This is a genomic window from Wolbachia endosymbiont (group B) of Melanargia galathea (assembly GCF_964030625.1).
Taxonomy (GTDB): domain Bacteria; phylum Pseudomonadota; class Alphaproteobacteria; order Rickettsiales; family Anaplasmataceae; genus Wolbachia.
This window is the reverse complement of record NZ_OZ034910.1, coordinates 298133-319941: the sequence shown is the minus strand read 5'-3', so window position 1 is coordinate 319941 and position 21809 is coordinate 298133. Positions and strand designations below refer to the sequence as shown.

Below are 21809 nucleotides of genomic sequence, written 5' to 3'. Positions count from 1 at the left end.
TCCAGCGTGTGACGCTGGCTTTCCGTAATCTCACTAAAAACGTTGTATTTTTACATAACTTTTATACTTACTAACTTAATATATAATCAGAATTCCTAGATTCCAGACTCATGCATCAATAGACCTGCTGCAAAAGGTAATGATAAAATGATGGGAGAGAGGTAGAAGAGGAATAAGCAGATAGAGTAAGGTAAAAAAATGAGCTTTAGTTACTACAATATAAAGAAACACCCAAGAAATTTTCGTAATATAACAGGCTTAACTGTAGAAGAATTTGAAAAGTTGATAGAAAAAGTGGGGAACGTTCAAAAAAGTGTGTCAAGCCGAAAAGAAAAGTAATAAATTGATATAAAAAATGAAGGTTTGAAATGAGTCAAGCAAATAGAACTACCGGATTAGTAGACTATAAAGAACTAGAATCAAATATTTTATCATCTATAGCTAACCCAAGAAAGGTTTAGCTATATGGCAAAATTGGTTATAATGGTATAATAAGTAATGAGAAAGAAGAAGATGCCAAGTCCATATAGTGAGGATCTGAAAGAACGTGTTTTCAAAGTAGTCGATAAAAAAACAATGACGATAAAAAAATCAGTCAAATATTCAAAGTGAGCATAAAAACAATATATTTGTGGAGGAAAAGGAAAGAAGAAACAGAAACCATCTTCAGGCTATCACAAAGGATATGGCCATAAGATTAAAGATATGGATAGATTTATCAAATTTCTGGATGGATATTAGAATTGAAAAGATAATTGAAGAATTTGGTAATATGTGTAGAAGCACAGTATATAACTACCTTAGCAAAGTAAACTATACATATAAAAAAACTTTTCTTTATCGAGAAAGAGAAACGCAAAGAGTTCATAAAAAAAGTAGAAGAAAGAAAACTTGATATACATAGATGAGTCTGGAATAGAGGACAATGAATTTTATGAATATGGGTAGTCTCAAAGAGTCAAGAGGTTATTTGCCCAGGGTTTAAAAGAAAGATACTGTCTTGCTAGTCAACAAAAAAATTACTCAAGCTGTATCATAAAATCAAAAAATACTTCTGATTGTGTAACAGTACACAGATTACAGTTAGTGAATATGTTGAATGGATTGGAAGCATTTTTTGATTTTAAACTACAGTCAACATCCTAGTTCTGTAATTCTTGATATGATTTGGATCAAAAGCACTTTTGGATGTCAGGATACCGAAAATGATATGGAGTAGCTTACGCATTGCAGCTCCCACAATTGCCATATTATGCTTACCCTTCTTCTTTAGTCTTTGGCAAAAACTCACAATGATAGGATTGTGATTCTTGGCTACTATGGCAGGAAAGAAAAGGGCCTTACGTAATGTTTGTGAACCTGATTTACTTAATCTTGGTTTAGAATGTACAGATGAACCTGATGTTATATTTTTCGGTATAACTCCTGTATATGCTGCCAATTGCCTGGCATCTCTAAAAGCTTTTATGTCAGGGATTTCAGCTAAAATAGCTACTGCTGATTCCTCTCCTATGCCTGGAATAGTCAGTAGAAGTTGAAAATTTTCCAACAACTCTTTGTGTTGCTTTAATAGTTCACGTACGGAGTTTTTTATTGTTTCTATTTTTTGAGCTATATTCATTGCAAGGTCTTCCCAAGCATTTGCAACTTCTTTAGGCAGTCTCTCTTTTTTTCTAGGTGGTTATTTACTAATGCTAATTCATCTTTTAACGCAACTGAGCAACGATAAAGATGTTTTAATTTTTTCATTTCAGAAGAAGGTGGTGTCCAACGAGTTGGTTCCTGTCTTTGGCAATAATCAGCAATAATTTCTGCATCAGTCTGATCATTCTTTTGTCTTACGAGTTTACTCCTTGTATAAGATTTAATACAATAAGGATTTACAACACTAACAAAATGTCCAGCATTGTGCAGAAATTCAGCCAAAGCTTCGCTATAACAACCAGTAGCCTCCATGCATGACTTTACTTCTTCCACATTATGCTTTTGTAGAAAACTCAGCAGACCTTGAAACCCAAGATCATCGTTCTTAAAGCTTCTTTTCCTAGTTTCACGCTTTTCTTTTTTACTTATGAATGAAAGAAAAACATCAAAGCGATCTTTTGATACATCAATTCCAAGAAAGTTGTTGATCATATATAACCCCATACGTTACCATTTAAAACGAAAAGTAAGGCTAACCTTGTGGATACAGAATTAGAGCCATTTAGGTCTTTCTACGATACCGTCCAGCCTATACTTTTGAGGAGGGAACTCTTATCTTTCTTACAGATTTTATATCTAAGAGGGGAAACAGAGTTCTTCCCTCCTCCACCTAATGCTTAAGCTTAAAACATTAGATGCTTTTTACAAGATACAAGAGGGTAAGCATGATTGGAGCACTGAATGAAGGAAAAGTTAAAGCACCATGGATAATTGATGGCTACTGCAACAGCGAGATTTTTGATGCTTATGTAGATAAATGTACTTGTTCCTGTATTTAAACCTGGACAGACTATTGTTCTCGACAATGCGAGCTTTTATAAATCTGCAAGGACGAAAAATTTGATAGAAAAAGGGAATGTTCAAAAAAGTGTGTCAAACCGAATTTTTAGTTCAACTCAATTTTTAATCTACTAGGGAAAAAAATATAGAGTTGAGATATAGATAATGCCCAATCATGTACAGGCATCGTCCATTTTTCCTCCACCTTTCTTATAGCACAATATACCAGCTTGTACAAGGCATTTATGCTGGTGAATGCGCCCTTGTTCTTGGTAAATTTCCTAATTTGCCTGTGTAGCCCCTCGATGGGATTAGTGGTATAAATTAGCCTTCTAACAGGACCTGAATACTTGAAGTAACCGGATAAACTTTCCCAATTGTTCTGCCAAGATTTCACAACTAATGGATACTTTTCGCTCCATTTTTCCTCTAGCTCAAGCAAATAATTTTCTGCAATTTCTTTACTTGTAGCACGGTATATTTTTTTCAAATCATTCATGAAAACTTTTGCTCGATACGTATTTCAGAGAGTTCCTTATTTGATGCACTAGGTAATGTTCAAAAAAGTGTGTCAAATCGAAAAAAAGTAATAAATTGATATAAAAAAATGGAGGTTTGAAAATGAGTCAGAAAATAGTAAACAGAACTAACGGATTGGTAGATTATAAAGAGTTGGAAACAAATATCCTGTCGTCTATACGAGAAGGAAGACCGTTGACAGGAAAGGAGGGAGCATTAACGCCATTTATAAAAAGGCTGCTTGAAGCTAGTCTAGAGGGTGAAATAGAACATCATTTATCTGCTGGAAGTGAAGAAAACAATCGTAGAAACGGGAGGAATGGCAAGACTTTGAAGACAAGCGCAGGTTCATTTGAACTATTGACACCAAAAGACAGAGAAGGAAGTTTTGAACCACAAATAGTGAAAAAAAGGCAAACAAGCTTACATCCGGAACTTGAAGCAAAGGTTTTAAGCACATACGCTAGTGGCATGGGGTATAGGGCTTACTATTACCCACAAATATAAAGTTCAGTAGCAAGTCTCCATCCTTCTGCTAAATCAAAAAGACGTCTCCACCCTTTCCAAAGAGTAATGGGACCTGGTTCTGGATCATTTTTCCTGGCTAAATGACCTCCAAGTTGGGCGATCCATGAAACAGCTTCTTTTATAGTAGGGGTTATATTTGGGTATGACTTTACTTTATGTATTTTGACGTATAAAACTTTCCATTCTTCTTCAGCTAATAATGTAGTACATGGTAGTGTTGAATCAGTTCTTGCAATTGTTGTAATAAAGAAAATTCTCCAAGCAATAATACTCATGACTGTTAGATATCGCATTAATCTTTCTGCTGTTACCAGTCTACATTCTTCAACTTTAAGGCCAGATTTTAAAATTTTATGTAAGACTTCTATTTTCCACCTAAGACAATACCAATTAACTTTTTCAATAGCTTCATCAAAAGTATTAACTGAAAGATTCGTTAAAAGCATCCACTCTAGTGGTGTTGATTCAGGAGGAGGATTTTTCTCAATAACTTGAACTACATAGAGCGGTAGGTCAGGTAGCTCTTCTTTATGTCTTAATCTTATATTGCCTCTATCTGGGTTCATAGTAAATTTTCCAAATCTATAGCATTTCTCATAATAGTCCGAACAGGTCATAGGAAGGCAGAATCAACAGCACGACGAAAGGATTCGAATAGAGGAATGTTTTTCCTGGCTCTGTTTTTTATAGCAAACCAATAATGCTCAATTTTGTTGAAATCTGGAGAATATGGAGGAAGATATAAAATTTCTGCACCAACTCCTTTAGCAAATCTTATTAGACTTATGAAAAGTAGCATTATCAAGGATAACAGTTTGTCCAGGTTCCAAAATCGGTGTCAGAAACTGCTCAAACCATTTATTAAAGATATCCATATTGCAGTGGCCTTTAAAGGTTAACGGAGCAATTATTTTTCTTCCACTTAAGGCTGCAACCATGCTAATTCGTTGAGTTTTCTTTCCAGATTTTAGGGCATAAAACCGCTGTCCTTTCTGGCAATACCCATAGGTTCAGTGTTATCAATGCCAGACTCATCTATATACACTAATTCTTTAGGTTCTTTTGTTGCTATAACCTTTGAAAATTGAGCTCGCTTTTCTTCATTTCTTTCTTTATATCCGTAGGTCTTTTTTTTCTTGTGAATCCTATATTTTTAAGTGCTCGATGAATTGTTTGTCTACTAATATTGCCCCAGCATCTCTGACTGAGTTTTGCCACCTTGCTCATTTGCAAATTCGGCAAATGCATTCCAGTCGGTAATTTTATGCCACGCTTCCAAGCTTTTTTGATTGAAAATCTCCCGTTTTCTCACGTCTTTTCTTCCACTCATATAAAGTTGTTTTTCCAATCTTAAATCTCTTGGCAACAGTTTCTCCACTCTCTCCTTCATCCAATGCTTCCATTACCTTTTTCCTTAAGTCATAACTATATGCTGCTGGCATGCTTACCATCACTACTATAAATCCATATCTTACCTTTTTTGGACTATTATGAGAAGTGCTATAACTTCTAAAGATGCTATCCTTTTTGGCTTGTTATCTCTAGCCGGAATTTCAACTTCTACTTTTCCAGTACAAGGAACCCTTTCTATAAATTGCCATAATTTTTCTTCTCGAGAATACCTAGATGTTTTATTTACGTTTCGGTTTCTACAAGCTCTTATCAAAACCGCTGAATTAAGACGGTAAGCAAGCTCAAAAAAATCATAAATATCTGCTTCTCTATCACATACCGTTATAGTTTCTGTTTGAGTTGAATCTATAATTTCATTTGTTTTCTTTAAACTTTCTAGCCACTTTATGCTTTCTTTATCTTCAATACTAACGTTTCTACAACGTCTTCTTTTTTCTAGCTCTTGGTCTTCTTTAGATATAGATGGTCTCGAGTAAAGCTTTTGGTCTAGTATTCCTAATGTCAAGCCTTCTGTACTAATCGCAAAAGCTGTGTGCATCATAATACCTTTACTTTGTTTTTTTGAAACAACTGCCAATCCTCTTATTTTTTCATGTCCCATATATGAAATGCAACTTGTATCCTGAATCACAAGAATCCTTTTATGAGTTTTTGTTCTTTCAACAGTTTTTGCAATATGCGATGTTAAGATATCACTTCCTTTTACATTCTCATTTTGAAAAAAACGATAAGCTGCTTTTGCTTCTGACCAACTTCCACATGCTTGATTGATTGAACTTTCAGGTAAACTTATTAAACTATCAGCAATATTTACTAATCGATCTGTCAGTCTTTTATCTCCAAGTGCAGCATCCCCCAATTCATTTCTAGCCCATTCATTACCCTTGTTTGCCATTTTTATACCCTCAATATTCACAAACTTTAATATTCTAATCCTTTATTTATAAGTCCATTTACATTTGTGGGTAATAGTAAGGGTATAGGGACATAGCATCGCATGTAGAGGAGATGTATGACCACAAAATATCTGCAGCAGAAATATCCAATATCACCGACAAATTACTGCCGTTAATCAATGAATGGCGCAGTCGTCCACTGCAATCTGTATATCCAATAGTATTCATGGATGGCATGTTTTTCAAAGTCAAGGAGGACGGGCATTGCGTAAGTAAATGCATGTATAATATATTAGGCATAGATCAAAATGGCAGAAAAGAAGTACTAGGCTTTTATTTAGCCGAAAGTGAAGTTCTGGTTAGGAGTGTTAAATGACCTAAAAGAGAGAGGGGTAGAGGATATTCTGATTGCATGTGTTGATGGTCTAAAAAGTTTTCCTGCGGCTATAAATAGTGTATTTCCCAAAGCAGAAGTACAAATATGTATAGTGCATCAGATAAGAAATTCATTGAAATATGTATCCAGCAAAGATGTGAAAATTTTCATGAATGATTTGAAAAAAATATATCGTGCTTCAAGTAAAGAAATCGCTGAAAATTATTTGCTTGAGCTGGAAGAAAAATGGGGTGAAAAATATCCTTTGGTCATAAAATCGTGGCAAAACAATTGGGAAAATTTGTCTGGTTATTTTAAGTATTCTGGCCCTGTTAGAAGGCTAATTTATACCACCAATCCAATTGAGGGGTTGCATAGATGAATCAGGAAATTCATTAAAACCAAGGGCTCATTTACCAGTACAAATGCCTTGTATAAGTTGGTATATTGTGCTATAAAAAAAGTGGAGCAAAAGTGGATTATGGCTCTCCCTAATTGGGCTTTAACTATGTCTCAACTTGACATCTTCTTTCCCAACAGATTGAAAATTGAGTTGAACTAAAAATGCGGCTTGACACACTTTTTTGAACATTCCCGCCTATTCGAATTTGCCTCGTAAATCCCTTACATCACACCTTCTCATTGGTAGCCATGCAACAAAGCCATCCAATATCTCCAACTAATACTGGATATCGATATTTTGTTATCCACACTATGTGATATATATACAGAGTGACTGCTTTTTCTATAATATTCCACATTCTTTGAGATTTTTCACCTTAAAATTATATTCTTAAAAGGATGGACTTTAAGTCCAGTGTTTTTCTCCTAAATTTGGGACAATAAAATCTAACGTGACTTCGCGCCAAATGTGATGCTGCTCAGCAGGTAAGCCAATTAACGGGCTACATTTATATACTGCACGCATTGCATTATCTGCTGCTGATCTAAAAAGAGGATTATTTTGATAAGAACTACTATCTGCTACGTTGGCTACAACGATCTCGCCTTTACTGGATAATAATAAGTTAATTTTTATACTAAAATTTTCTTTATAAACTATGCTCTCAGGAATGCTCCAACACTCTGTCAGTTTATCCCTTATAGAATTAATAATTTCTGTTACAGCCAATTCATCATCTTTGTTCTCAATATTTTTCTTATCTCTTATTTCATTTTTCACCTCTTTGATGTCTTCTCTTAGTTTTCTTTCTACACCCTTTTTTCTTTTGGGAATTGGAATACCCTCATCAATTTCCTGTATTTCAATAATTTGCCTCGGTTGTACTAACTCAACTAATTCTTTTTTTCTTTGTGGTATAGGAATAACTGACGAATCATCCGTTTGGGCTTTCATTGAAAAAAGCAAAAAACAACATAGAAACAAAAGAAGAGTATAATTAAAATAGAGAGGGCGCATATGTTAAGCAGCTTGTTTTACTGGTTTAAAGCTAATATTGCACATAAAGTCAATATATTTCAGTTGACTTAAACTCAAATTTGCTACACTAATTTTATTATCTCTATAATATCATATGGTCAATATACTCTGAATGAGATGGAAAGATGAAGGTGTTATTATAGCTGTTAAAAAATACGGTGATAAAAATTTAATTCTTTCTCTATTTACAAAAAATCATGGAAAGTGCAGAGGATTAACTAGGTTAACAAACAATAGCAATTATAAGTTTCAAATAAGTAATCTATTACATGCAGAATGGAGTGCTAAGCTACCTGAAAATCTAGGTTTTTTAAAGTGCGAATTGATTGAATCTCCATTTCATCATTTCTTTCAAGATAGGTTAAAAAGCATTGCTATTGTTTCTTTCTCGTCTATATTAGAAAAAGTGCTTCCAGAAAGTGAATCCTGCATCAAGTTATATGATAATTTTAGACACTTCATCGATGTAATAAAACATAATAGCCAGTTTTGGCAAAGTCATTACCTTAACTTAGAGCTTCTGCTTCTTACGCAACTTGGATTTAAGTTAGACCTATCAAAATGTGCTGTAACAGGTGTGAAAGAAAATCTACAATTTATTTCTCCAAAAACTGGTAGAGCAGTGTCAAAAAAAGTAGGTGACTGTTATGCAGATAAATTACTACCTTTTCCACAGATGTTGCATGATGTATACAATAACAACCTACAAAATAGCTACTCATATCAAGAATTCAGACTAGGGTTAAAAATTACAGGGTATTTTTTAAATAAATATCTATTTCTGCAGTTAAATGCGAAATTTCCGGAGTTGAGAAATTTTATGCTATCATTTGAATCTTAGTTACTACTTATTTGAAAGAACTTCAACCAGTAACCACTCTATTTCTACCACTGTTTTTTGCTTTATATAAATATTTGTCAGCACGTACTATAAATTTTTTAACATCATCAAGGTCAGATCTTTGCATTGCTGAAATTCCAATGCTCACAGTTACATTATGGGTTGTATTTTTACCCACAAGTATAAAAGGTTCTTTGGCAATAATTTTCCTTATTCTCTCTGCAATAGTATACGCATCTGATACATTGGTATCTGGCATTACAACAACAAATTCCTCACCACCAAACCTAGCTAATAAATCTGTCACTCTGATATTTTCAGAAATTCTTTTCTGTATTTCCTTTAAAAGTTCATCTCCAGCATTATGCCCAAAGTTATCATTCACCATCTTAAAATAATCTATATCAAGTATCATAAGAGATAAACTTCTATCTTTTTCCACAGAATCCTTAACAATATTTCTTAAGTGTGCATCAAAATATCTTCTATTATAACAGTTAGTTAATGGATCCTTTATAGACATTTCTACATTATTAAATAAATTCATTCTCAAGGCATCTTGATACCTTTTGCGTTTCACTTGCAAATTAACCCTAGCTATTAATTCACTCTCATCTAAAGGTACTGTTAAATAATCATTAGCACCTACATCAAGTGCCTTTACTAAATTGCTTTTATCATAATCTTCAGAAAGGATCAGAATTGGTGTATAACGTGTTTCTACTTTACTACGAAACTTAGAACACAACCGTAGGCCGTCAGTTTTTGAAAACTGCATGTCAGAAATAATCAGGTCGTAATTATCCTTAATACCAACCTTTAATGCTTCTTTTGGATCGTGCAGTATTTTAATTGATCTGAAGCGTTGCTTTAGAACATTGTGTATCTGCTCTGCTTGAAAGGTGTCCTCATCTACAACAAGTATGTTAGCATCAAAAATCTGATTAGAATAATCCATAATACTGCTTTCTGCTACTCCACCAATCTCAGCATTAGTTTCTCCTCTCAAGCACAACTCATCTATTATCATCTTTAAGCGCACAAGAGACTTAATTCTTGCAGATAAAGCAGTTTCATCTATCGGCTTAGTTAGAAAGTCATCCGCACCAGCATTAATTCCTTCCACTCTATCATGAGTGTCATGCAGCGCAGTTACCATAATGATTGGAATATAAGTCGTTAAGGGATCATTCTTTAGCTTCTTACAAACCTCAAAACCACTCATTTTTGGCATCATGACATCAAGTAAGATAATATCTGGCTGCTGTTCCGCTACTAAATCTATCGCCTCCTCGCCATCATAAGCTACAATAACTGTATAGTACTCTGCTTTTAGCTGAGCCTCCAAAAGCTTAACATTAGATGGTATATCATCTACTACTAGGATTTTTGCTGTCATTTTTTGTACTATCTACATTGTAAGTAGGATAAAGCTTGCCATCTTCACCAATTATGTAATTGACTTTTTCAACGTTATGCCCTTCATATAATTCTTTAATTCCGGTATCCTTCAACAATTTCCTAACTCTTGATTTTACAACCCAGAAATACCTATATATATTTTTAATAAGATTAAGAAATACAGGTACTTTACTTTTATCAAAAACAATTATACTCACTAAAGCTACAACTAAAATTTCTGAAAGACCTATATTAAACATTTTTCCTATGAAGCAAGTACTTTAATTCTCCTGATTATGAGTATTAATTTACTTAAATCAAGTTTAGAAGCAACCATCTCATCTAAAAAGCTATTGTAACGCTCTATATAATCCTTATCATTAAGAGCCCAAGTTTGAACCTTATCTATATGATTATCAGTAGCTTTTATAACTTTAACAGCTAGCTTATGATGATAATTGCTTAAATCATCTAATAAATCATTAATTAAGCTGCGATCCCAATAAGAAGAATGGCTTTTAATCTTGACAGCAATTGTTCTAATCATATCAAACCTTAGCAGCGACTTTAATTTAAAGTATATTCTACCAGCTTCAAAGATTGATAAAGATGTCTGTTCATCAATAGATATAACGTCCAGCGCATAAATAAGAATACGTAAATCAGCAACCTTTTTTGCTAGATCTTTATTTATGTTAAGCTCTACCAAAGAGGTTAATCCATGATTATAGATCTTTAACAGGCGATCATCTAAAATATCATGGCCTAAAGTTTCAATTGCACCCCTAAATTTTGTAACACCATCTAGTTCTACAAGATTAAGCTTACCAAGATTTTTTACTAACCAAAATGATACCCTACCAATAAATTTTTGCACACTTCTCACTACTTGCAAATATGAATCAACATCAATTTTTCCATCCAATTCATCAATTTTCTGCCAAAGGCTACTTAAATTATATAGGTGATTAACAACGATATATATGTTAACTGCTTCATGTACTTTAATTCCAGTACTCTCAACCAAATTATTAATAAATATACAGCCCATCCTATTTACTACATCGTTTGTAATGCAAGTAGAAATAATTTCCCTACAAAGTTGGTGTTTCAATATGGAATCCTTGAACTCTGTTACCATCCTTTGTGGAAAGTAATTTAGTAAGTAATCACGGCACAAAAAATCTTTTTCAGGTAGCTCAGAGTGTATAACTTCATTTTTTATTGCTGTTCTTGCATAAGACATCAGAACAGAAAGCTGAGGAGAACAGAAACCTTCTCCATCAGTTAACATTCTTGCTACCTCTTCTTCAGCTGGAAGAAATTCTACATCTCGGTTTAGCAGCCCAAATTTCTCTAAACTGAGTAATAATTTATGGTGCTGCTCCAACTTTTCTTTAGCTTGCAAGCACTCAAGAAGCAATGCTTTTGTTTCAATCCTGTTATGGTTTTCAAGTACCTTAGATGCAACTTCATCTATCATGCTAGCCAGTATTTCATTCCTTTTTTCCAAGGAAATTCCCCCTTCTTTCATAATTGCAACAAAAGCAATCTTGATGTTAACTTCAAGATCAGAACATATTACTCCTGCTGAATTATCAATAAAATCTGCATTGATATACCCACCTATTTTAGCGTATTCTACCCTTCCAAGCTGCGTGCAACCAAGGTTGCCACCCTCTATAAACATAGAAGCTCTAATATCATGACCGTTTACTCTTAATTCATCATTTGCTTTATCGCCAACCATGCCATGGCTTTCACTTTTTGCCTTAACAAAGGTGCCAATTCCTCCATTCCATATGAAATCCACTTTTGCCTTGAGCAAATATCGAATAAAATCATTTGGAGATAATGTATCTTCCGTTATATCAAAGCACTTTTTCATTTCTTGAGAAATTTCTACTTGTTTGCTACTACGTTCAAATACCCCGCCACCATGAGAAATCAAATCTCTATTGTAATCCATCCAAGTGGAAAACGGTAATTCAAAGAGCCGTTTACGCTCCACGAAACTCTTTTCCGCATCAGGATTTGGATCAACAAAAATATGCATATGATTAAATGCTCCAATTAAACTCATATTTCTTGAAAGCAGCATGCCGTTCCCAAATAGATCGCCAGCCATATCTCCAATTCCAATAACAGTTGTATCCTGGTAAATATCCTTATTCATTCTCCAAAAATGGCGTTGTGCTGCAATCCATGCACCTCTTGCTGTAATACCCATCTTTTTGTGGTCATAACCTGCTGATCCACCAGATGCAAATGCATCTTCGAGCCAAAAGTTACATTCAGAGGATATTTCGTTTGCATAATCAGAAAATGAAGCAGTGCCTTTATCTGCTGCAACTACCAAATATGGATCATCTTCGTCATACCTAATCACATTTTCTGGTGGAGTTATTTTGCCATCAACTACATTATCAGTAATATCAAGCATTCCTCTGATGAAATTCTTATAGCATTCAACACCTTTCTCCCTTAAAATGTTTTTGTCTTTATAAACTTGCTTTATTACAAACCCACCCTTTGCGCCAACAGGTACAATGACCGCATTTTTTGTCATCTGGGCTTTCATGAGTCCCAAAACTTCAGTGCGAAAATCTTCCGTTCTATCCGACCATCTCAAACCACCACGAGCCAACTTCCCTCCTCTTAGATGTATTCCCTCAAAAAGGTTTGAATAAACATACAATTCACGGTATGGGCGCGGGTCAGGTAAACCATTTATTTTACTTGAATCAAATTTGATAGATAAGTATGGCTTATCATCTTGATAATAACTGGTTCTCAAAATTGCCATTATCAAGTTAAATATCGAACGCAAAACGTAATCATGTGAAACGTTGCTGATCTCTTTTAGTAGTTCTTCAATTTTTTCTATCAAAATGCTAGTAGTTTCTGCCCTATCAATATCTATTTTAGTATCAAATCTTGAATGAAATAATTCTACTAAATACCTTACTACTTTTGGATACTCTGATACTACTTTCTGGATATATTCTGGGTTATAGCTAAATGATGTCTGCTTTAGGTAGGCGCTTAGCGCTCTAATCAGAAGCACTTCCTTCCACTCGAGCCCAGCAATAATGATCAAGCTGTTAAAATAGTCATTTTTTATTTCCTTGCTGAACACTTTTACAAGTGTTACCTCAAACTGCTCTTTTAAAGTAATGTTGTCTATTAATTCATCAACTCTTGACAACACAAAATGATGTATCCATATTCCACCGTTGATTTCTATATAATAACCATTATGAGATAGAATCTTAGCCCCTAAATTCTTAGTAACCTTTAATATCTTTGACAATTCAAGGCCTCCGTTGCTTGGAGTGTAAACCTTCAATTGATAGTTGAGATTGTCACGAGTAAGCCTCAAATCAACTTCGCTGACTTTTTTCTTTCTCACTATCTCCAATTTTTTCATATCATAATACGCATCATGAGGTTCAAAATTCTCTTGATAACTTATCGGAAATGCCTTGCAATAGCGGATAAATATATCCTCAACAGTGCTAAAAGTATTATATAAATTGTCTATAAAACGATCTTCCCACTTTTCTGTAATGTTTCTTAACTTGTTTTCGATACGCAAAACTTCATCATCAAAAATGCTAGCGCTTTTGGTTCTTAGCACCACGTGTAATTTCATCAAATCATATTCATTGATAATGTGATTGTTATAAATATCTGAACTTTCTGCATTCGTTTCATCTTTCAATATATCGCGTATCTTAAACATTAGTCTTGCACTAGCATAACGCATCGGTATCAATACTATGCAACTAATAAAGTTCCCTACCTTTCTCAAAAATAATTTGACTCTTGGTCTAATCGCAAGAGACATGATCGAGGTGCAAATTTCAAATAACTCGTCTTCATTTGATTGGAATAATTCGTCACAAGAAAATGCCTGTAAAATGGAAATTAAAGCTTTATTGTTATGGCCACCAGGAACAAATCCTGCCTTTTTTTCTATTGTTGTAACCTTATCCTTTATTACCGGAATAGTTCGAATATCTTGCACTTCTGCTATAGAAGTAAATAGCCCAAAAAAATGCTGTTCCCTTATTACATCACCCTGATCATTAAATTCTTTCACTCCTATACAATTCATATAGGTACGCCGATGAACTATTGAGATTAGGTCTGATCTTAGTATGTATAAAGAATTCAAGCTTTCAGAAAAAATTGATGAATTTTGGTACTCTTCACTTGCTCTCATTAACCCGAGGCTCTCCTTACCACTTAGAGCAAGCTTCCCTTCTTTATTAGTAATGTATTCTTGATAACCTAAAAATACAAAATTGTTATTTTTCAACCAAGCTAGAAAATCTCTGCCTCCAGCATCCAATGCCGGATGCTCAAGAAGCTTCTTGAGCATCAATTGCCAGTCCTTTACAACGCAGTTAACTGCTTTTAGCGTCTTTCGTAGAGATTCTTCTAGTGTATCAACAAAGCTACCGCTTATGCCTTTAATAATTACATATATTACTGACTCTTTGATTCCATTACTTTCTTCTAAAAGATGAATTTTATCTATTAGGCTATTTTTTCTTTGAACATTAATTATGCTGTTACTATAATAGCATATAGTTAAACCGTTTGACTTAATAGTGGAAATGACAGAATCCACTAAAAAGGGCATGTCATAATTTGTGATTTTAATTATAGTGAAATTGCCTTCTATTCCTGAAATATCATTTACATTACTTACTGCCAATTTACTTTCTTCTTTTTCTTTTTTAAGAATGAAGTTGTATGCATCTTCTGCAATGTATAAAAGAAATTTATCGTTGACTTTTAGGTCACTATTATAAACAAAATTATAAAAGTACTGTATAAACTCTTTAATTTTTTCTTTCTCTTTTTTATTCCCTTGATCAACTAGCTTAAATAAAGACTCAACATTAACATTATGATTTATACACATTTTTCAAAACAAAAATACACAGCGAATCTAGATCTTTTTAACTAAGATTTCGTTACCAGAAGTATACACTATTAGCTCATCTCCTTCTACTATTTCCCCAGATAAAACTAACTTAGCTAGATTATTTTGAATGCATTCTTGTATTACCCTTTTCAGAGGCCGCGCTCCATATTCAGGGTCATATCCAGTTTGTGCTATTAGTTCTTTAGCTTCTTGCGATAAACTAATACTCAGTTTACGCTTAGCAAGCATCTTTTGTAAATAAGAGAATTGAACATCTATAATTTTATCAATGTCATCTTTGGTTAAGCTGTGGAATATAATAATTTCATCCAGTCTATTTAAAAATTCTGGACGAAACGCTGACTTAACTATTTTCATCACCTCATCTTTCACAGATTCGGTAGCTCCTCTTAGCATCATCTCAGCTCCAAGGTTAGAAGTTAAAATTAGTATGGTATTACGAAAATCAATTAATTTGCCATGGCTATCGGTTAGTCTACCTTCATCCAAAATCTGCAGTAGTATATTAAATATATCTGGATTTGCCTTTTCTATCTCATCAAACAAAATTACCTGATATGGTCTTCTCCTTACTGCTTCGGTTAATCTGCCACCTTGTTCATAACCAACATATCCTGGAGGCGCACCAATTAACTTTGAAACGGAGTGTTTTTCCATATACTCTGACATATCAAAGCGTAGAAGTGCTGATTGATCATCAAACAAAAATTCGGCAAGAGATTTTGCTAACTCTGTTTTTCCAACTCCGGTTGGACCTAAGAATAAAAATGAACCAAAAGGTCGATTAGTATCCTGAACACCAGAACGGGAGCGCCTTACTGCATTACTTATCGCTTCAATTGCATCTCTCTGCCCTATTACTCTTTTTCCTATTTCATTTTCCATGTTAAGGAGCTTTTCCTTTTCACTATGCATCATGTTATCAACTGGAATGCCTGTCCATTTTGAAACAATATTTGCAATATCACTCTCAGTAACTTCTTTCTTTAGGAAACTATCAGTAACTTTTTCCTGATTTTTTAACTCATTTTCAAGTTGAGGAATCACACCATACATCAATTCCCCTGCCCTTCCTAAATTTCCATTCCGCTGAGCCAATTCTAGCTCTTTCCTCGCATTATCCAATTTTTCAGCAGTTTCTTGTATTTTAGCTATTTTATTCTTTTCCATCTGCCATTTACTGCTTAAGTCAGCAAATTTACTGTTTAGACTCTCAATTTCCTCATTTATCTTTTTTAAACGTTGCTTAGAGTTTTCATCACTTTCTTTTTTCAAAGCCTCTGACTCAATTTTCAGCTGTATAATCTTTCTTTCAAGCTCATCAACAACCTCAGGCTTGCTGTCCATTTCAATTCTAACCCTACTTGCTGCTTCATCAATTAAATCGATCGCTTTATCAGGTAAAAACCTATCTGTTATATATCTATTAGAAAGCGTTGCAGCAGCGATTATTGCACCATCTGTGATTCTAATACCATGGTGCACCTCATACCTCTCCTTCAAACCCCTCAGTATTGAAATAGTATCAGTCTCAGTCGGTTGAGAAATAAACACAGGCTGAAAACGCCTTGCAAGCGCAGGGTCTTTCTCTATATGTTGACGATACTCATCCAAAGTTGTAGCCCCTATACAGCGAATTTCTCCACGCGCAAGAGCAGGCTTGAGCAAATTTGAAGCATCCATCGCACCACTTGTCGCTCCTGCTCCCACTAAAGTATGAAGCTCATCTATAAACAAAATAACTTTGCCCTCTGCTTTTAAAATCTCATTAATCACTGCTTTTAGTCTCTCTTCAAACTCCCCTCTAAATTTTGTTCCAGCAATTAATGCACCAAGATCCAAAGCTAAAACTTTTGCATCACGCAAACCAAGTGGTACATCATTTGCAACAATTCTGTTTGCTAAACCTTCAACTATTGCAGTTTTTCCAACACCAGGTTCACCTATCAGTACTGGATTATTTTTTGTTCGCCTCAACGATACCTGCATAGTTCTTCTGATTTCCTCATCACGACCAATTACAGGATCAAGCTTACCTTGCATAGCAAGCTCTGTAATATCTTTTGTATACCTCTTTGCCGCATTTAATTTTTCCTCGCTATTTGGAGAGTCTGCACTGCCACCTTTTCTCATTTCTGCAATAACTGAATTTAATTTTTGCGGTGTTACACCACCTTCTGCTAAAATTTTACCTACAATTTCATCTTTTTGTGCAGCAAGGCCCTGCAACAACCGCTCAACAGTAACAAATGTGTCTTTATTTCTCCTCGCAATACCAATTGAATCATCAAAAACTTTTGCTACCTCTCTTGAAAGCTGAAGTCCAACACTACCTGGTCCTCCAACCACTGGAAACTTTTTAATTGTACTACTCACAGCATCAGAAATATTCTGAACATTTCCATCACAGGTGCCTATCAAATCCTGAACTAAACCTGACTCATCTTCAAGCATTACTTTAAGTAAATGTTCAGGCATAAAAATCTGATGCCCAGCTCCCAATGCTTTCATTTGAGCGCTCTGGATTAGGCTTTTTGCTTTTTCGGTAAATTTATTCAAGTCCATAATACAAATTTAACTCATACTTGCTGATATATATAACAACTACTTTCTCAATTTTAAACTTAAAGTCATTCAGCATTCAACCACTATGGATTAAAATCCATAGTGGTTGAATATTTGATCGTAGGGCTTATCTTTGTTATGCCTTGACCTTAACACAGCTACATTTCTAGGTTTTTCCATCATCGTTTATAATGTTAGGATTAGCGCCTTTTTCTAGCAAAAATTTGATAATCCTTAAATCACCATAATATGCAACATTATGTAGTGCTGTGCTTACATACTTGTTAATAATGTTTACGTTAACTCCCTCATCTATTAAAAACCTAACTATCTCTAAATATCCCCTTCTGCAGCATAATGTAACGCAGTTAACTTAGGCATGTGTGTATCAGTATCTAATAAATTTTTTACTGAGAATTTTACAGTTTCTAAGTTACAATTTTGAGAAGCAATGCGTAATATCGTTTTATAATTATCTGCAGCTTTTGACTTCATGTAGTAATAGGTAGCAATAATACATACTATTAATGTTATAAGCCACCAAAAATGCAGCTTTTTTTTTTGTATCTTGACTCAATTTATCCATATTCAACATCTTTTTAATATTAAATAGATCATTTACTCATTTTTTATTAACATTACTTACTCAAAGATGATGACAACATAGTAAGGTAACCTGAGTTGGCTTTGTTGCATAGCGAGTAGAGATGGGAGAAAAAAGGGAGAAAATCTAAAGAAAGTGGTTACTTTATTAAGAAATGAACATTGTGTAGAGTATATGCCAAAGAAGATGAAGGTCAGTAATCATTAAAGAGTATAATCAATTTTTAGAAAAAAGAGGAAATGTCTTTCATTTTATCGATGAAGCTATAGAAAACTGGTACGAAAGTTCAGAAAAAATTCCTGGAGATTTATAGCGATAAGGTTGTTATTGCAGTACGTATAGTCGTTAATCTATTTGGAATAGGCTTAAGGCAAGCAGTTGGATTTATAAAAGGATATTTACAAAGTATAGTGAAGAATCTCCAAGTATTCACAAGCTTCTCGTCAAACTTAATTTGAAACTATGTGACCACAGAACAGATAAAAATGACATAGAGAATATTGAAATTGCTATAGATAGTACTGTAATGCATATTTATAGTAACAGTACTCAACATAACAAAGATAACGCCAAGATAAGGAAGTATAATGGTACAGATCAAATAAGAAAGCTATATGTTGCTTTGGACGTAAACAGCAAAAAGGCAATAGCAGTTCGATATACTAATTTTCTTTCACATGATAGCATCTAAAATACTAAAGGAAATGGGTGATATCTATAAGATTAAGTCTCTGCGTGCAGATGGAACTTATGATACAGATAATTTATATAAGTTGTGCAATCAATACAATTTGAAACCCATCATAAAGCCAAGAAAAAATGCAAAAATCTGCAGCAATATAGATTATCTATCAGAAAGAAACAACAACATTAGTATAAGGAAAACTTACCCACTGGAAAAAGAAGACAAGGTATGAAATACGTTCACGTATCGAGAGTTTTTTCCTGAGGCTCAAAAAAACATTTGGATTTAGTTTTAAGAATAAATCTGAGGTAAATCGCTCTCAAGAGGTGCTTTTAAAATGCTATTTTATTAATAACTTTACTGATATAGGTATGCCTATTTTCAAATTTGCCTCGTAAATTCCTTTCATTACTCCTCCTTATTCCTTGCCATTCAACAAAACCTGGGAAGGGCTATACTTGGCAGTGGCTACACTTCTTACGGCAGAGCGATAAATGATTGCTGGTTAACCAAATGCTAGGAGAGGGTATGGGTAGTTTGATTTTTTATGTTGTTCTGAAAAGAAGATGTACTATATTTAGTATAAAATTCATAATTACATGTTAATATTATACTAGTTTTTTAATTAAGGAGAATATTATGAAAAGTAATACAAAAAGTGCTGCTGCGTATAATACTAGAGAAGAAGCGTATGAACAATATTACCATTGCATACGCGCATGTCCTAAAAGTCATCAGGATAATAACGAACTACGTAGTGCATGCATTAGTAAATGTAGGGAAAGTGATTGGAGCTTTGAACAGGATGTAAAATTTAGTGATCAATTAAATTCTATTACGTCTCAGCTCCAGGAAGGGCTGAACGATTTATCTGAGTTGTCATCAGATCTAAATCTAATGAAACTATAAAAAAGAAGATACTTAGTATCTTCTTTGCTATGCAAGCTACTCTTATAGTTGAGTGTCACTAATTAGAGAAGTTTAAGCAGCGCATAACCTTGCTTATATTTTGCATAATATACATTTACGTATATTATAATAGGTATATAGATATTTTTTATTAAAAAGGAAGGGGAGGTGCCTTCGTGTGTTGACATCCTCCCCGCCCTAAAGGGCAAGGATTCCTACCACGTTCAGACCGAAGTCTGAATCATCTCGGTGGGTTCCTGCTTCATCGGGAGGCTAAATGCACTATCCCCTCCACAGGCACAACACGGCATGCCCTGCCGCTAAATCTATTATGCTTTTGTGCATATTCGGTGTCAACACCCGCTTCCGCCTTATATCCCCGCCCTGAAGGATGGGGTTTTACGGTGTTTTTTTGATAAGAAAAAGTCTTTTTCGGTGGTTACACCTATATTCTTTATTTCAGCTTTAAAACTGTTAAAATATAGCCCTTCCCATAATAGTCCAAAAAAATCATAAGAAGTAAGAATCGACAGCATGACGAAAAGATGTGAATAGAGGAATGTTTTTCCTAATTCTATTTTCTATAGCAAACCAATTATGCTCAATTTTGTTAAAATCTGGAGAATAAGGAGGTAGATATAAAATTTCTGCACCAACTCCTTTAGCAAGTTCAGTAATCTTATTAACCCCAGTTATGGATTAGAAAGTAGAATTAATAAAGAGAGGAATAGGGTAAACTCAGGTATTTTAGCAAAAATTAAGAGGTTATCCATGAAGAAAGATATTTTACTGTTTTATAGAAGATTTTTGTCACATTGCTGATGAAAAACTTTCAGAAAAGCTTCTATCAAGTGGCAAAAAAACAAAAAGAATACCTGAAATTACCGTGCCAGAAATACTTACTATAATCTTACTTTACCACAATCGCTGTGCAAAAATTTCAAGTTTTTTTACTTGAGTTATCTTAAATTATTGTACAGTTCTGAGTTTTCAAAACTCCCTTCGTATCATAGATTTGTTGCTCTAAAACTCAGGGTTTTATGGTATTTGGCAATGCTTTTGCAGTGGTTCTGCGAGCAAGCAAAAATCACTCTATATTGATACAACTGCAATCGCTGTTTGCCACACAAAAAGGATCGCAAAAAATAAAGTTTTCAAAGAGTTGGCAAATATAGGAAAGACTACCTATGTTCGGTTTTAAATTGCATCTGGTAATCAATGAAATAGTCGAAGTTCAAGTTATTACGCTAACTAAAGGCAGCGTTGACGACAGAAAACCTACACCAAATTTGACTAAAAAATTGACAGGACTTTTGTTCAGAGATAAAGAAGAAGGACCTCTTTGAGAAACTCTTCGATAGAGGTCTAAAACTCGTCACTCAAGTGAAAAAAGGCATGAAAAACGCACTGATTTCTTTAAAAGAGAAGATTCTATTGAGAAAAATTGATTATTGAGACAGTTTTTGGTTGTTTGAAAAATAAATTTGAGCTTCGGCACAGATCCCCCATAAATTTTTTGGTACATACTTTTTCAACATTAGTTTCGTATTCCATGCAGTCGAAAAAGTCCTCTATTTCTAAGCTTTATTGACTCGGATAATCCATAACTGGGGTTTGTAGCTTTTTGTCCACTGTTGTGTTATTAAAATAGCTTCTAGGTTTATTATCAGCAATGTCATTAGGTTGATATCCACCATTAACTATCTGCTGCTTATCAAACATCTTTTCAATATTGCCTTTTAAAATACTCAAAAACTTCTCATTTTCCGGATAGGCTTCTTCTGCGGCTGAATATAATGTACTTGGTATTTTAGAATATCTTTCGTTCCTTACATGACCTGCTATATCTGAATACACTTTAAAAAAGTCAAAACCTTTCACTGATACACCAGATTGTTTAGCTGTTTTTTTAAGTGTCTTTTTAAATTCTTCCATTATATTAAGTGTATCAGCCAGCACTTCTTCATGAGTAGCAGAACAAAACTTAGGAAGAGGATATTTTTTATCTAGGAAACTTTGTAATAAGAAGAATCCTAAACCAAAATTGTTACTGATACAAACTTCACTACTAAATTGGCTAGTACCAGATGTATTAGAATAATTTGCTGAAGTTTCAGGTAGAGCAGCTCTCGAATCTAATAACCCACTCACAGAGCTTTTTACCCAACCAAATAAATGATTTATCCA

Annotated in this window: 12 protein-coding genes and 11 pseudogenes; 9 read left to right on the top strand and 14 right to left on the bottom strand. The window is 34.1% G+C overall.

Translation table 11 applies throughout. From position 1 onward, the window contains the following. Positions 1-198: 198 nt before the first annotated feature. Positions 199-339: a hypothetical protein gene (locus AAHF52_RS01420; RefSeq protein ID WP_019078789.1), complete on the top strand. Its 141-nt coding sequence runs from the start codon at positions 199-201 to the stop codon at positions 337-339. 292 nt (positions 340-631) lie between these two features. Next, positions 632-895 (top strand): hypothetical protein, encoded by a 264-nt coding sequence (locus AAHF52_RS07195; RefSeq protein WP_052264846.1) that lies wholly within the window; start codon positions 632-634, stop codon positions 893-895. Positions 896-1123: 228 nt separating this feature from the next. Here AAHF52_RS07195 and AAHF52_RS01410 read toward each other — a convergent pair. Together AAHF52_RS01410 and AAHF52_RS01405 are read right to left on the bottom strand one after the other, a co-directional pair. Continuing rightward, positions 1124-2136: pseudogene (locus AAHF52_RS01410) on the bottom strand (IS110 family transposase). Between the two features lie 454 nt (positions 2137-2590). Further along, positions 2591-3035, bottom strand: a pseudogene (locus tag AAHF52_RS01405) (transposase); the annotation flags it as partial. A 70-nt stretch (positions 3036-3105) separates the two neighbouring features. Here AAHF52_RS01405 and AAHF52_RS01400 point away from each other — a divergent pair. Then, positions 3106-3486 (top strand): annotated as a pseudogene (locus AAHF52_RS01400) (transposase); the annotation flags it as partial. A gap of 8 nt (positions 3487-3494) precedes the next feature. On the opposite strand, the pseudogene AAHF52_RS01395 reads toward AAHF52_RS01400, so the two are convergent. From AAHF52_RS01395 to AAHF52_RS01385, 3 pseudogenes are all read right to left on the bottom strand, one after another. Continuing rightward, positions 3495-4115: pseudogene (locus AAHF52_RS01395) on the bottom strand (IS4 family transposase); the annotation flags it as partial. 29 nt (positions 4116-4144) lie between these two features. Next, positions 4145-4973, bottom strand: a pseudogene (locus tag AAHF52_RS01390) (IS630 family transposase). A 62-nt stretch (positions 4974-5035) separates the two neighbouring features. After that, positions 5036-5839 (bottom strand): annotated as a pseudogene (locus tag AAHF52_RS01385) (IS4 family transposase); the annotation flags it as partial. Between the two features lie 80 nt (positions 5840-5919). On the opposite strand from AAHF52_RS01385, the pseudogene AAHF52_RS01380 reads away from it, so the two are divergent. Then, a pseudogene (locus tag AAHF52_RS01380) lies at positions 5920-6778 on the top strand (IS256 family transposase); the annotation flags it as partial. Between the two features lie 103 nt (positions 6779-6881). Here the strand turns inward: AAHF52_RS01380 and AAHF52_RS01375 are convergent. Next, positions 6882-6975: pseudogene (locus AAHF52_RS01375) on the bottom strand (IS200/IS605 family transposase); the annotation flags it as partial. A gap of 49 nt (positions 6976-7024) precedes the next feature. Next, positions 7025-7573, bottom strand: a complete 549-nt coding sequence (locus tag AAHF52_RS01370; protein ID WP_052265027.1) for a hypothetical protein — start codon at positions 7571-7573, stop codon at positions 7025-7027. 196 nt (positions 7574-7769) lie between these two features. Between AAHF52_RS01370 and recO the strand changes: the two genes are divergently transcribed. Continuing rightward, positions 7770-8498: a DNA repair protein RecO gene (gene recO / locus AAHF52_RS01365; RefSeq protein WP_007302913.1), complete on the top strand. Its 729-nt coding sequence runs from the start codon at positions 7770-7772 to the stop codon at positions 8496-8498. Between the two features lie 22 nt (positions 8499-8520). Here the strand turns inward: recO and AAHF52_RS01360 are convergent, their stop codons facing one another. From AAHF52_RS01360 to AAHF52_RS01340, 5 genes and pseudogenes are all read right to left on the bottom strand, one after another. Continuing rightward, positions 8521-9897, bottom strand: coding sequence for a PleD family two-component system response regulator (locus AAHF52_RS01360; protein WP_007302914.1), 1377 nt, complete (start codon positions 9895-9897; stop codon positions 8521-8523). Further along, positions 9869-10159 (bottom strand): twin-arginine translocase TatA/TatE family subunit, encoded by a 291-nt coding sequence (locus tag AAHF52_RS01355; RefSeq protein WP_007302915.1) that lies wholly within the window; start codon positions 10157-10159, stop codon positions 9869-9871. Before AAHF52_RS01355 ends, AAHF52_RS01360 begins: the two co-directional genes overlap by 29 nt. Before the next feature lie 5 nt (positions 10160-10164). After that, complete coding sequence (locus tag AAHF52_RS01350) at positions 10165-14835, bottom strand: NAD-glutamate dehydrogenase (protein ID WP_342068440.1); 4671 nt, start codon at positions 14833-14835, stop codon at positions 10165-10167. 27 nt (positions 14836-14862) lie between these two features. Then, on the bottom strand, positions 14863-17424 hold the full coding sequence (gene clpB / locus AAHF52_RS01345; protein WP_052264804.1) for an ATP-dependent chaperone ClpB: 2562 nt from the start codon (positions 17422-17424) through the stop codon (positions 14863-14865). 90 nt (positions 17425-17514) lie between these two features. Beyond that, positions 17515-18010, bottom strand: a pseudogene (locus AAHF52_RS01340) (ankyrin repeat domain-containing protein). Between the two features lie 472 nt (positions 18011-18482). Here AAHF52_RS01340 and AAHF52_RS01335 point away from each other — a divergent pair. The 3 genes from AAHF52_RS01335 (at position 18483) to AAHF52_RS01325 (ending at position 19622) form a co-directional block, all read left to right on the top strand. Then, positions 18483-18719, top strand: coding sequence for a hypothetical protein (locus AAHF52_RS01335; RefSeq protein WP_213863745.1), 237 nt, complete (start codon positions 18483-18485; stop codon positions 18717-18719). Next, positions 18706-18945, top strand: coding sequence for a transposase (locus tag AAHF52_RS01330; RefSeq protein WP_019236516.1), 240 nt, complete (start codon positions 18706-18708; stop codon positions 18943-18945). The genes AAHF52_RS01335 and AAHF52_RS01330 overlap by 14 nt, the downstream gene beginning before the upstream one ends. Before the next feature lie 407 nt (positions 18946-19352). After that, a complete protein-coding gene (locus AAHF52_RS01325; protein WP_019236515.1) occupies positions 19353-19622 on the top strand; it encodes a hypothetical protein in 270 nt (89 codons plus the stop codon). A 510-nt stretch (positions 19623-20132) separates the two neighbouring features. Here the strand turns inward: AAHF52_RS01325 and AAHF52_RS01320 are convergent. Next, positions 20133-20306 (bottom strand): annotated as a pseudogene (locus AAHF52_RS01320) (transposase); the annotation flags it as partial. A 97-nt stretch (positions 20307-20403) separates the two neighbouring features. Between AAHF52_RS01320 and AAHF52_RS01315 the strand changes: the two are divergent. Next, positions 20404-21213 (top strand): annotated as a pseudogene (locus AAHF52_RS01315) (IS982 family transposase). On the opposite strand, the gene AAHF52_RS01310 reads toward AAHF52_RS01315, so the two are convergent. Next, positions 21207-21773, bottom strand: coding sequence for a latrotoxin-related protein (locus tag AAHF52_RS01310; RefSeq protein WP_342068439.1), 567 nt, complete (start codon positions 21771-21773; stop codon positions 21207-21209). The pseudogene AAHF52_RS01315 and the gene AAHF52_RS01310 sit on opposite strands and share 7 nt — an antisense overlap. Positions 21774-21809 lie beyond the last annotated feature (36 nt).